The sequence below is a fragment of the Enterobacter cloacae complex sp. SYL001 genome, assembly GCF_049237025.1.
Lineage (GTDB): Bacteria > Pseudomonadota > Gammaproteobacteria > Enterobacterales > Enterobacteriaceae > Enterobacter > Enterobacter intestinihominis.
In genome coordinates, this window is the sequence record NZ_JBMKJI010000004.1 from 1 (window position 1) to 13233 (window position 13233).

Genomic DNA, 13233 nt, shown 5'->3' on the forward strand with positions numbered 1-13233 from the left:
GCCCTCACCCCGGCCCTCTCCCACAGGGAGAGGGAGAAAACACAACCCGTAGGCCCGTGCAAGCGTAGCGCCGCCGGGCGAATCAGGCAACGCTGCGGCCTTATGCCCTCACCCGGCCCTCTCCCACGGGGAGAGGGAGAACACCGGCGCCATTTCATTGATTTTTCACCCCGAAAAAGGTACGTTTTCGCCTTCATTCCAGCGTGGACATGCCAGCATTATGCCGATTATTCAGTCTGTTGAACGTGCGTTGCAGATCCTCGACCTGTTCAACGAGCAGGCCACCGAGCTTAAGATCACCGACATCAGCAAACTGATGGGGCTGAGCAAGAGTACCCTCCACTCGCTGCTGAAAACCCTGCAGCTTCACGGCTATATTGATCAGAACCCGGAGAACGGCAAATATCGCCTCGGCATGAAGCTGGTTGAGCGCGGTCATTTCGTCGTGGGCTCCATCGATATTCGCCAGAAGGCGAAAGGCTGGCTGACGGAGCTGTCCCAGCGGACCGGGCAGACCACCCATCTGGGGATCCTGGACGGTCGTGAAGGGGTCTATATCGAGAAGATTGAAGGCAAGCTGGCCGCCATAGCCTATTCGCGCATTGGCCGCCGCCTGCCGGTTCACGCCACCGCCATCGGCAAGGTGTTGATTGCCTGGCTGGGCGAGGCCGAGCTGAACACCCTGCTGGAGGGCTATCAGTACACCACCTCTACCCCTTCCACCCTCGCCTCCCGGGAAGCGTTAATGACTGCCCTGACGCAGACCCGCGAACAAGGCTATGCCCTGGACAGCGAAGAGAACGAGCAGGGCGTGCGTTGCGTGGCGGTGCCGGTGTGGAACCACGAATCCCGCGTGATTGCCGCCCTGAGCCTGTCGACCCTGACCTCGCGCGTGGACGATGCCGAGCTGGCTAATTTCCGCGAGCAGCTTCAGCAGGCCGGGCTTGAGCTCTCACGCGCACTGGGCTATACCGGCTCGTAGGTGAAGTAGTCGAAGTCCGCGTGGCAGCCGTCGCCGCTGATGTCCTCGCAGTGCAGTCCCACAAACGCGCCGGTGAAGAAGCCGCGTCCGCCGATGTAGTCGTCCGACAGCTTCCACGCCTCATACGTCACCGGCACGGCGTGCCACGTCTCGCCGTCGAACGAGTAGCTGTAGCGGTAGACCAGCGTATCCACGTCCACCCTTAGCCATACGCTCTCGGCCTGTTCCGGCACCGGAATCGGCTGCTCGTGCAGCGGCCACGACGGCACGTTGTGGTCGAGCTGAATAACCTTAATCGTTCTGCCCTGCCCCTCCTCGTAATCCACAAAGCAGTAGCTCCAGTTTTTGCTGTTGTAGTAGCAGGTCAGCCCCGCGCTCTGCTGGAAGTGGACCGGCGAGAACTGCATCCGCGTCTCGGCCCGGAAGGTGAAATGCTGCCAGCGGCGCGCCACGGTCGACTGAGTAAAGGTCGAGTTGAGCGAGTCGTTGCCGTAGAGCCGTAAGTAGCCCGGGCGGGCGGTAAGCGAGCCGAGGGTATCGTCGAACGGAATGCGCAGGGTCTGCAGTTCCGGGTCGAGCGAACTGGCGTCGAAATCGTCCCGCCAGATGCCCGGAACGGCTACAGGCTGCTCCGCCATCTGCGGGCCTTTCAAGGTCAGCTGCGCGTGCCTGCCGCCTTCCACGTACGGCCAGCCGTCGCGCCATTCAATGCGGGCGATGCCGGTCTCGCGCCCCAGCGGGCAGTAGCCGCGCCCGCCGGAGGCCAGCAGCGGCACGCCGGGCAGGCGCAGCGGGCGGCTGGTGAGGTAGGCCATATACCACTCCCCGGTGTGGGTCTGCAGCAGCGAGCCGTGGCCGCTCTTTTGCAGCGGGTTCTCCGGCAGGTGCCAGCTGGTCATCATCGTCACGTCCGGGTGCAGCTCGTACGGCCCGTCGATGGTTTTTGCGCGCAGCACCACGACGGCGTGCTCGTAGCTGGTGCCGCCCTCGGCAACCATCAGGTAGTACCATCCCGCGTGGCGATAAAGATGCGCCCCTTCGGTGTAGCAGAGCGGCGTGCCGGTAAACAGCGTTTTGCGCTCCGGCGAGAGCGTGCCGGTCTGCGGGTCAAACTCCTGCATCACAATGGTGTTGTGCGGGTTGCTGTGGTGGCGCGGCCCCCACGGGCGGTAGAGGTAGTATTTGCGGCCATCGTCGTCGTGGAACAGGGAGGGATCGAACCCGCCGTTGCCCATCGGGATCGGCTCGCTCCACGGCCCCTCGATGGACGGCGCGGTGACGAGAAAATTGCGGCCGTTTTTCCACGGCGAGTCGACAATCTTCACGTCGGTGTAGAGCAGCCAGAACCTCCCGTCGGCGTAGCTCAGGCACGGTGCCCAGATGCCGCCGGAGTCCGGGTTGCCCTTCATGTCCAGCATCGACACGCGGTCCAGCGGGGTGCTGACCAGCGACCAGTTTTTCAGATCGCGGGAGTGGTAGATGCGCACGCCCGGGAACCACTCGAAGGTCGAGGTGGCGATGTAGTAGTCCTCGCCCTGACGGCACAGGGACGGGTCCGGGTTGAAGCCGGTGAGTATCGGGTTAGTAATTTCCATGTTGCCTCCGGTTAATGGGATGCGGCTGTCGCAGCGTCGGGAACGGCCTCGCCCTGCGACGCGCGGTGCTTGATCAGCTGCTGGCTGATGGCCTCCACGCGGGCGTCGGTGAGCTTGTAGAACGAAAGCATGATGAACATGCCCGCGTAGAGCACCACCGGCACCACGCAGAACAGAATTTTGATGGTGGTCAGCACCTCGACCGGCTGCACGCTGCTGCTGGCGGAGTAGTTCACCCAGGCCAGGATCCAGCCCACCACCGCCCCGCCAATCGCCAGGCCAATCTTCAGGCTGAACAGGTAGGTGGAGAACACCAGCCCGTCGAGGCGGCGTCCGCTGCGGCTCTCCTCGTAATCCACCACGTCAGGGGCCATCAGCCACTGCAGCGGCGTGGTGGTGTTAAAGACGAACAGGAACAGAATGTTGAGGGCAAAAATCAGCGCGATGTGCTCCGCCGGGGTGACGAAAATCAGCAGGCTAATCAGCGAGTAAGCGACGATGATCCACTTGAAGGCGGTAACGCGGTCGAACGGCCCAGCAGACGGGAGGAGCAGAGCGAGCCGAACATGGTGGCAAGGCTGCCGTAGAGTAAAAACTGGGTCGCCATCTCCGGGTGATCCATCACGTATTTCACGAAGTAGAGCGTCGCCCCGCCGCGCACCACGTTGGAGCAGGTCGCCATCATCTTGAAGGCACACATGATGCGCCACTGGCTGTTGCCCAGCAGCAGCTTAAGGTCTTTCGCCACTGACGAACCCGGCTGCACCTCAAAGGTGTAGCGCTCTTTGGTGGTAAAGAAGCAGACGTAGAGCAGCACCACGCCGCTCAGCCCCAGCACGCACATGGCGCCGAAATAACCCACCTGCTCGTTGCCTTTGCCAATGATGCTGACCAGCGGCAGCGCGATGCCGCTGATGGCGAGCGACCCCGCGGCGGCGAGGAAGAAACGCCAGGACTGCAGGGCGTGACGCTCTTTCGGGTCGGCGGTAATGACGCCCGGCATGGCGCAGTACGGGACGTTAACGAAGGTATAGACCAGAGTCAGCAGAATATAGGTCACGCAGGCGTAGATGATTTTGCCCTGCGCGGAGAAGTCCGGCGTGTAGAAGGTCAGCATGCAGACGATGCCGAACGGGATGCGCCCCACAGCAGGAACGGGCGAAACTGGCCATGCCGCGTGCGGGTGCGGTCTACCAGCAGCCCCATCAGCGGGTCGGTCACGGCGTCGAGCACGCGGGAGACTAAAAACAGCGTCCCCATAATGCCCGCGGAGAGGCCAAACACGTCGGTGTAGAAATAGGCCAGCAGGAACATCGTGGCCTGCCAGACGAAGCCGCAGGCGGTGTCACCCAGCCCGTAGCCAATTTTGTCTTTCATGGTTAATTGCGTCATCAGAATTACACCCTTATGTAGTGTGCTGAATTACAACATCGTGTTAATGGAGTGTAATGAGCTGTTCAATTAACCAGCAATGGTCATATCTTATTTCTGAATTACGTTATTTCGCTTTTGTGACGTCAACGATATATCGCAACTTATTGTTTAAATTAGTAAATTACAGACACGTAAAAACCGCCCGCGGACTATTTTCCGCAGACGATTGTCTCTCACAAAATAATTAAATACCGAGCGCTTTTTTACCGGCGTTAATTACCTCAATGATTTTATCGGTGTCATAAATACAGCCTTTCCAGGTGCCGCCGCTCACCGACTGCAGTGCCGCCCACAGCCGGGTATCGTCCGGCAAAAAGTCGTGAGCGTGCAGGTCCGGATGCACCTGCCGCCGTGCCAGCTCGCGCGCGCCCTCTTCCGGCGTCAGCGGGTTGTCCGCGGTACCGATAAAGTTTACGCTGCCTGTTAATGTCAGGCGGTCCACCGCAATCTCAATGATGTCGTTATCGCGCAGCTTGCCTATCGGCCCGCCCGCCAGCGCCTCCGGCGACACGTGGCCGAAACAGGCGCCCGTCGACACGCCCGAGAAGCGCGCATCGGTGATTAACGACACCGTTTTGCCCCACGAGATGTGTTTGAGCGCGGAGGTGAGCTGGTAGGTCTCCTCCATGCCGGTGCCGGACGGTCCACCGCCGATCACCACCATGATATCGCCCTGCTCAATCTCTTCCCGCTTGATGGCCCTGATCGCCTGCGCCTCCGAGACAAACACCCGCACCTGGCCGGTGTGGCGGTAAACGCCATCTTCACCGACGACCGACGGGTCGATCGCCGTGGCCTTGATCACCGATCCTTCCGGCGCAATGTTGCCCGTCGGGAAGCAGACCGTCGAGGTCAGCCCTTTCGCTTTTGCTTTTTCCGGCGGCAGGATCACGTCATCCGGCTCCACGCCGTCCTGCTCGCGCAGGCACTGGCGGAAGCGCGCCCGGCGCTCCGAGCTCTGCCACCAGTCGAGGTTCTCGCCCACCGTCTGGCCGGTGACGGTCATGGCATCCAGGTGCAGCAGGCCGAGATCGCGCAGGTGGAGCATCACCTCCGGCACGCCGCCCGCGAGGAAGGCACGCACGGTCGGGTGATAGTCCGGGCCGTTGGGCAGCACGCTCACCAGGCGCGGCACCCTGCGGTTGACGCGCGTCCAGTGTTCAACGTCCGGGATCGTGCAGCCCGCCGCGTGTGCGATGGCCGGAATGTGCAGCAGTAAATTGGTGGAGCCGCCGAACGCCGCGTGGATCACCATCGCGTTTTCAATGGCTTTATCGGTAAGGATATCGCGCGTGGTGATGCCGCGGTTATCCAGCTCGTTCACCGCCCGCGCCGACTGGCGGGCGATCTCCAGCCACACCGCCTGTCCGGACGGGGCCAGCGCGGAGTGCGGCAACGCCAGACCCAGCGCTTCGGCGACCACCTGCGAGGTGCCCGCCGTACCGAGGAACTGACACCCGCCGCCCGGCGACGCGCAGGCGCGGCAGCCCAGCTCGGCGGCCTCCTGCAAGGAGAGTTCATGGTTGGCGAAGCGCGCGCCGATGGTCTGCACCTTGCCCGCATCTTCCCCCACGGTCGGCGGCAGCGTCGCTCCGCCTGGCACCAGAATGGTCGGCAGGTCGTGCATCGCGGCCAGCGCAATCATGGTGGCGGGCAGCCCTTTATCGCAGGTTGCCACGCCGATCACCGCCCGCCGCGTCGGAAGAGAGCGGATAAGACGACGAAACACGATCGCCGCGTCGTTACGATACGGCAGGGAATCAAACATGCCGTGCGTGCCCTGAGAACGGCCGTCACACGGATCGCTGACGAAGGCCGCGAACGGGATCCCCCCGTTGCGTGTGATCTCCTTCGCTGCCGCCTGCATCTGCATGCCGATTTCCCAGTGTCCGGTGTGGTAGCCCAGCGCAACCGGGCGTCCGTCTCCGGCGCGGATGCCGCCCTGAGTACCGATAATCAGCACCTCTTTGCCGGTCAGCTTGTTGGCGTCCCAGCCCATCCCGGCGTTCTGCGTCATGCCGAACAGGTTGCCGCTGGGGGATTCCATCAGCATCTGCGGAGTCAGCGGCAGCGCGCCCTGCGGACCCGCCGCGTGGGTGATCACCGCATAAAACGCGTCGTCCTGTGGGGTGAAAATTTTCTCAATGGTCATCGTTATCGTCCGGCTCAGCAGAGCTTGAGCTGTTGTAGCAGGTTTTTCAGCTGCGCCTTACGCGGCTCGTCCAGCGGCGAGGCTGGTGGCAGGACGTGCGTAGAAATTGGACGACCGCAGAGCACGATCGCCTCTTTAATGACGTTCACAAACGGCGTATCCAGCTGATACATCTGCGGGATTTGCAGCAGGGTCTGATGATACTCAGCCGCTTTCGCCACGTCTTTATCCCGCCAGGCTTTCAGAAGATTTACCGACACCTGCGGAGCAAAGTTACCGCTGGCCGAGATCGCCCCGTCACCGCCGAGCAGCAGGGTATTAAACAGATGATCGTCGTAGCCGCAGAGCACGGTAAAGTGTGGATGGGCCGCTTTAACGGTGTGGATCATGCTGCGCAGGTGGGCGACGGAGTCGATGGTGTCTTTGATGCCGACGATGTTACTGCGCGAGTCGGCGAGGGTTTTCACCAGCGCCGGGGTCAGATCCTGCCCGGTCAGCGCCGGGAAGTTATAGAGCATCACCGGCAGCGTGACGCTGTCGGCCACCTGTTCGAAATAGCGGATCAGGTTCGCTTCCGACACTTTCCAGTAGTAAGGGTTGATCACCACGATGCCGTCCGCGCCCGCCAGCTGCGCGTGCTGGCTCAGCTCAATGGTTTCCCGGGCGTTGGTGCCGCCGGTGCCGATCAGGACCGGCACACGACGATCGACATGATCGATCGCAAACCGGGCAATGGATTTACGCTCTTCGGCGCTGAGCTGGGAGAACTCGCCGCCGCTGCCCAGGAAGAACAGGCCGTCGACGCCCGCAGCGATCAGATCGTCGATCAGCGCGGCGGTGCCCGGTTTATCGAGCTGGCCATCGGCGGTAAAAATGGTGGAGACAGGGGGAATGATACCCGTGAACAACGCGGACTGCGGCATGTGATCTCCTTGCTGAATCATTTTGTTCTATATTATAGAACAGTGTTCATTAATTTAACGATCATACTATGACGGAGAAAAAGCGCAGGTAAATGGGAGATGAGGAGGGAGTGCGGGAAGTTTAAGCTGGATCACATATTGTTCCCCTCACCCTAACCCTCTCCCCAAAGGGGAGAGGGAACTTTAACACCCTCTCCCCTTTGGGGAGAGGGCCGGGGTGAGGGGTAAGGGTTACTCCACCAGCATCTTAACAACCACTTTCCTGACCTTAGCAGGTGCACCCACCGCGCACAGCGGCTTATGCACTTCGCCCGGCCAGAACACCACAAAATCCCCTTCGCTCAGCACCACGGTTTTCTCCTGCTCGCCTTCGGGCAGGAACGCGATGTCTTTGTCCGCCAGCCAGTCGGTGTCCGGCGTGCCGTGCGGCAGGGTGCTGAAGGTCATCCCTTCCTGACCCTTCAGCACAATCTGAATATCCAGGTAACGTGCATGGTATTCAGCGCGACGCTCGGCGAACGGCTGGGTCATGTCCTCCGATACCAGATAAAACAGGCTGTTGCCGCTGATGTCGTGCTTGCCGGACGGCGTCGCGTCGGTGACGTGGGCCTTGACGTGCTCAATGGCCTGGCGCAGCTCTTCTGGTAGCCAGGACTGGAGATGATGAATATTGCCAATAATCATGATACAACCCTCAAATCAAAACATTGTTTCATTTTTATCTTTTATACGAGAATCGCCTCTCCCATACCAGCCCTTTTTAGACAAGATTTGCGCCAGCGCATGTTTATCGGAAAATGTGTTAATTCACTGTTAATTACATAAAGGCATTTATGCAGTCGTTATGCATAACCTCATTTCATAAGCTTTACGCAACTTATCTAACTCGCTGAATTTAAAACGTAACTCACAAAACCTGTTGTTGCATCACACTTTATCACTTCGGTTATTTCCTTTAAAAATCCATAATTATTTATCGATTTCTCTTAAGTGAAAAATAGTTAACTGTCATTATTGCATAGCTATTCTCGAGGAAAAATTTTATTCATTAAAATCAACAGCATAACTAAATATTTCAAAGCATGTAATTCTACAAAACAATAACAACCTCAAATATTGCCACCCGTTCCTGCTTAGCTATTCATCCCTCAACAATATGAAATTAATCATTATCTGATACGAATCATGCAATTGAAAATAAACTGCTCAATATGGGTTTTCGCGTGAGCAGCGTCACAATAACCATTATTTAAGCGCCTACTATGAATCACGAAATCAATTGAGCTTAGCCGCCATGAAATTAAACACATCACATGGCGCATGCCCTTTTTATTCTGAAAAACAGTTAAAGGAATAATTATGGAAAAGCATTACGTCGGTTCTGAAATTGGTCAATTGCGTAGCGTTATGCTACACCGTCCTAATTTAAGTCTTAAACGTTTAACGCCATCGAATTGTCAGGAGCTGTTATTTGATGACGTGCTCTCGGTTGAGCGGGCGGGAGAGGAGCATGATATCTTCGCAAACACGCTGCGCGAGCAGGGTGTGGAAGTCCTGCTATTGACCGACCTTCTTACGCAAACGCTTGATATTGCCGAAGCAAAAGCCTGGCTTCTTGAAACACAAATCTCCGACTACCGCCTCGGCCCAGCCTTTGCCAGCGACGTCCGCGGCTGGCTGGCGGATATGCCGCACCGCGAACTGGCGCGCCGATTAAGCGGCGGATTAACCTACGGCGAAATTCCGGCGGCTATTAAAAATATGGTGGTCGATACCCACACGGCGAATGATTTTATTATGAAACCGCTGCCGAACCACTTATTTACCCGCGATACCTCCTGCTGGATTTATAACGGCGTGTCCATTAATCCGATGGCGAAACCCGCCCGCCAGCGCGAAACCAATAATCTGCGCGCAATATATCGCTGGCACCCCGCATTTGCCGATGGCGAGTTTATTAAGTATTTCGGCGACGAGAATATTAATTACGACCACGCCACCCTGGAAGGCGGCGACGTATTAGTGATTGGCCGCGGGGCGGTATTGATCGGCATGTCAGAGCGCACGACGCCGCAGGGCGTGGAGTTCCTCGCCAACAGCTTGTTTAAACATCGTCAGGCCGAGCGCGTGATCGCCGTTGAGCTGCCGAAACATCGCTCCTGCATGCACCTCGACACCGTGATGACCCACATCGACGTGGACACTTTCTCCGTTTACCCGGAAGTGGTGCGCAAGGACGCCCAGTGCTGGACGCTCACCCCGGACGGACGCGGCGGTCTGCTGCGTACTCAGGAAACCGACCTGCTGCACGCCATCGAGAAAGCCCTCGGCATTAACCAGGTGCGCCTGATCACCACCGGCGGCGATGCCTTTGAAGCCGAACGCGAGCAGTGGAACGACGCCAACAACGTCCTGACCATCCGTCCGGGCGTGGTGATCGGCTACGAGCGCAACGTCTGGACCAACGAGAAATACGACAAGGCGGGCATCACCGTGCTGCCGATCCCGGGCGACGAGCTGGGGCGCGGTCGCGGCGGCGCGCGCTGCATGAGCTGCCCACTGGAACGCGACGGAATTTAAAGGAGCCATCATGGAACGAAAACCCACTCTGGTTGTGGCCCTTGGCGGCAACGCGCTGCTCAAGCGCGGCGAGCCGCTGGAAGCGGACATCCAGCGTCAGAACATCGAGCAGGCCGCCCGCACCATCGCAGGCTTAACGGAGCAATGGCGCGTGGTGCTGGTGCACGGAAACGGCCCGCAGGTCGGGCTGCTGGCGCTGCAAAACAGCGCCTACGACAAAGTCACCCCCTACCCGCTGGACGTTCTTGGTGCAGAAAGCCAGGGAATGATCGGCTACATGCTCCAGCAGGCGCTGAAAAACAATCTGCCCCAGCGCGAGGTGAGCGTCCTGCTCACGCAGGTGGAAGTGGACGCCGCCGACCCGGCGTTCAGCAACCCGACCAAGTACATCGGCCCGGTCTACAGCGAAGCCCAGGCGAAAGCGCTGGCCGCGGAAAAAGGCTGGGTGTTCAAGGTCGACGGGGCCTATTTCCGCCGCGTTGTGCCCTCTCCGCAGCCGAAGCGCATCGTGGAGAGCGACGCCATTACGGCGCTTATTCAGCGCGACCACCTGGTCATCTGCAACGGCGGCGGCGGCGTGCCGGTGGTGGAAAACGCCAACGGTTATCGCGGCATTGAGGCGGTGATCGACAAAGACCTCTCCGCCGCTCTGCTGGCGCGGCAGATCGAGGCCGATGCCCTGCTGATCCTCACCGATGCCGACGCGGTGTACCTCGACTGGGGCAAACCGACCCAGCGCCCGCTGGCGCAGGTCACGCCGGAACTGCTCAGAGGCATGCAGTTCGACGCCGGATCGATGGGGCCAAAAGTGGCCGCCTGCCGCGAGTTTGTTGAAGCCTGCAACGGCATTGCCGGGATCGGCGCGCTGGCCGACGGCGCGGAGATCCTGGCGGGCGAGAAAGGCACGTTGATTCGTAACTGAGCACCCATTTCCCCTCACCCTAACCCTCTCCCCAAAGGGGAGAGGGGACGATTACATCCTCTCCCCTTTGGGGAGAGGGCTGGGGTGAGGGGTAAGGTCTTAGACATTAATTTTAAAAAGGATTTACCCATGACCATCAACCTGAAAAACCGCAACTTCCTGAAACTGCTGGACTACACCCCGGCGGAGATCCAGTACCTGATCGATCTCGCCATCGAGCTGAAGGCGGCCAAAAAAGCCGGGCGCGAAAAGCAAACCCTGGTCGGGAAAAACATCGCCCTGATCTTTGAAAAAACCTCCACCCGCACCCGCTGCGCCTTTGAAGTGGGCGCGTTCGACCAGGGCGCGCAGGTCACCTACCTCGGCCCAAGCGGCTCGCAGATTGGCCACAAAGAGTCGATGAAGGACACCGCGCGCGTGCTGGGCCGCATGTATGACGGCATCGAGTACCGCGGCTACGGCCAGGCCATCGTTGAGGAGCTGGGCGAATACGCGGGAGTGCCGGTGTGGAACGGCCTGACCGACGAGTTCCACCCGACGCAAATCCTTGCCGACCTGATGACCATGCTGGAGCACTCTCCGGGCAAAACCCTGCCGGAGCTGAGCTTTGCTTACCTCGGCGACGCGCGCAACAACATGGGTAATTCGCTGATGGTCGGCGCGGCCAAAATGGGGATGGATATCCGCCTTGTGGCGCCGAAATCCTTCTGGCCGGAGGCCGGGCTGGTTGAGCAGTGCCGCGCCATTGCCAAAGAGACCGGCGCGCGCATCACCCTCACCGACGATGTGGAAGAAGGCGTGCAGGGCACCGATTTCCTCTACACCGACGTGTGGGTTTCCATGGGCGAGCCGAAGGAGGCGTGGGCCGAGCGCGTTAGCCTGATGAAGCCGTATCAGATTAATGCGGACGTGATGAAGGCCACCGGTAATCCGAACGTCAAGTTCATGCACTGCCTGCCGGCGTTCCACAACGAACATACCAAAGTGGGCCGCGAAATCGAGATGGCGTACGGCCTGAAGGGGCTGGAGGTGACGGAAGAGGTCTTTGAATCCCCGAACTCCATCGTCTTCGACGAAGCAGAGAACCGCATGCACACCATTAAAGCGGTCATGGTGGCGACACTCGGCGACTAATCACCGCCCGGCGCGCCGCGGGGTGCGCCGGGTTCAGGAGAACATCATGGGCAAGTTCAAATTTCCCTCCGCTTATACCATTCTCTTTTTTCTGATTGCCGTGGTTGCCGTGCTGACGTGGATTGTTCCGGCCGGGCAGTACCATATGGCGATGAACGAGGCGCTCGGCAAAGAAGTGCCGGTTGCTGGCACTTACGCGCACGTGGCAGCGCACCCGCAGGGGCTCGTCTCCGTGCTGATGGCGCCGATTGCCGGGCTGTACGATCCGGAGTCCGGCCAGGCCGGGGCGATCGACGTGGCGCTGTTTATTCTGATCATCGGGGGATTCCTCGGGATCGTCACTAAAACCGGGGCGATAGACGCCGGGATCGAGCGCGTCACCACCCGACTGCGCGGCCGCGAAGAGTGGATGATCCCGATCCTGATGGCGCTGTTTGCCGCAGGCGGCACGATTTACGGCATGGCCGAAGAGTCGCTACCCTTCTATACCTTACTGGTGCCGGTGATGCTGGCAGCGCGGTTCGATCCGGTGGTTGCGGCCTCTACCGTGCTGCTCGGCGCGGGGATCGGCACGCTCGGATCCACCATCAACCCGTTCGCCACGGTGATCGCCGCCAACGCCGCCGGGATCCCCTTCACCAACGGCATCATGCTACGCATCGCGCTGCTGGTGATCGGCTGGATCATCTGCGTGGCGTGGGTAATGCGCTACGCCCGCAAGGTGCGCAAGGATCCGTCGCTGTCGATCGTGGCGGATAAGCAGGAAGAAAATCGCGCCCACTTTCTCGGTAACAAGGGCGAGCAGTCGCTGGAATTTACCCCGGTGCGCAAACTCATCCTGGTGATCTTCGCCCTCGCCTTCGCGGTGATGATCTACGGCGTGGCGGTGCTGGGCTGGTGGATGGCGGAGATTTCGGCGGTGTTCCTCGCCAGTGCCATTATCGTCGGGCTGATCGCCCGCATGAGCGAAGAGGAGCTGACCTCAACCTTTATCAACGGCGCGCGAGATTTGCTGGGCGTCGCGCTGATAATCGGCATCGCGCGCGGTATCGTAGTGATCATGGATAAGGGCATGATTACCCACACCATTTTGCACAGCGCCGAGGGAATGGTCACCGGATTGTCGACGGTGGCGTTCATCAACGTGATGTACTGGCTGGAAGTGGTGCTGTCGTTTCTTGTGCCTTCTTCGTCCGGCCTGGCCGTTCTGACGATGCCGATCATGGCGCCCCTTGCCGATTTCGCTAACGTCAACCGCGACCTGGTGGTTACGGCTTACCAGTCGGCGTCCGGCATCGTCAACCTGATCACTCCCACCTCTGCCGTCGTGATGGGCGGGCTGGCTATCGCCCGCGTGCCCTACGTGCGTTATCTGAAATGGGTCGCGCCGCTGCTGGGGATTTTAACGGTGGTGATTATGGTGGCGTTAAGCCTGGGTGCTTTGTTGTGATTTGCCGGATGGCGCTGCGCTTATCCGGCCTACGGATCGGTGCGGTGCCACCGGTTATTTC

At 59.7% G+C, this 13233-nt stretch carries 9 protein-coding genes and 1 pseudogene; 5 read left to right on the top strand and 5 right to left on the bottom strand.

Going from position 1 to position 13233, the window contains the following annotated elements:
* Positions 1–220: 220 nt before the first annotated feature.
* Positions 221–982 (top strand): DNA-binding transcriptional repressor XynR, encoded by a 762-nt coding sequence (gene xynR / locus ACOTZP_RS06165; RefSeq protein ID WP_032625583.1) that lies wholly within the window; start codon positions 221–223, stop codon positions 980–982.
* Here the strand turns inward: xynR and ACOTZP_RS06170 are convergent.
* The 5 genes and pseudogenes from ACOTZP_RS06170 to ACOTZP_RS06190 form a co-directional block, all read right to left on the bottom strand.
* Positions 967–2577: a glycoside hydrolase family 43 protein gene (locus tag ACOTZP_RS06170; RefSeq protein ID WP_271075050.1), complete on the bottom strand. Its 1611-nt coding sequence runs from the start codon at positions 2575–2577 to the stop codon at positions 967–969. The genes xynR and ACOTZP_RS06170 overlap by 16 nt on opposite strands.
* A gap of 11 nt (positions 2578–2588) precedes the next feature.
* Positions 2589–3969: pseudogene (locus tag ACOTZP_RS06175) on the bottom strand (MFS transporter).
* Between the two features lie 226 nt (positions 3970–4195).
* Positions 4196–6163, bottom strand: a complete 1968-nt coding sequence (gene yagF, locus ACOTZP_RS06180) for a xylonate dehydratase YagF (RefSeq protein WP_271075052.1) — start codon at positions 6161–6163, stop codon at positions 4196–4198.
* A gap of 14 nt (positions 6164–6177) precedes the next feature.
* The gene (yagE, locus tag ACOTZP_RS06185; RefSeq protein ID WP_126314525.1) at positions 6178–7086 is read right to left on the bottom strand and encodes a 2-keto-3-deoxygluconate aldolase; all 909 of its coding nucleotides are present in this window, start codon (positions 7084–7086) and stop codon (positions 6178–6180) included.
* A 231-nt stretch (positions 7087–7317) separates the two neighbouring features.
* Entirely contained in the window at positions 7318–7770 is a 453-nt protein-coding gene (locus ACOTZP_RS06190; protein WP_154850253.1) for a YhcH/YjgK/YiaL family protein, read from the bottom strand.
* Positions 7771–8445: 675 nt separating this feature from the next.
* Here ACOTZP_RS06190 and arcA point away from each other — a divergent pair.
* The 4 genes from arcA (at position 8446) to ACOTZP_RS06210 (ending at position 13172) form a co-directional block, all read left to right on the top strand.
* On the top strand, positions 8446–9666 hold the full coding sequence (gene arcA, locus ACOTZP_RS06195; RefSeq protein ID WP_023299194.1) for an arginine deiminase: 1221 nt from the start codon (positions 8446–8448) through the stop codon (positions 9664–9666).
* A gap of 10 nt (positions 9667–9676) precedes the next feature.
* Positions 9677–10588 carry a carbamate kinase gene (arcC, locus tag ACOTZP_RS06200; RefSeq protein WP_022646884.1) on the top strand — a complete coding sequence of 304 codons (912 nt, stop codon included), beginning with the start codon at positions 9677–9679 and terminating at the stop codon, positions 10586–10588.
* Between the two features lie 129 nt (positions 10589–10717).
* Positions 10718–11722, top strand: a complete 1005-nt coding sequence (argF, locus tag ACOTZP_RS06205; protein WP_003863360.1) for an ornithine carbamoyltransferase — start codon at positions 10718–10720, stop codon at positions 11720–11722.
* Between the two features lie 46 nt (positions 11723–11768).
* Complete coding sequence (locus ACOTZP_RS06210) at positions 11769–13172, top strand: YfcC family protein (RefSeq protein ID WP_003863365.1); 1404 nt, start codon at positions 11769–11771, stop codon at positions 13170–13172.
* The last annotated feature ends 61 nt before the right edge of the window (positions 13173–13233 follow it).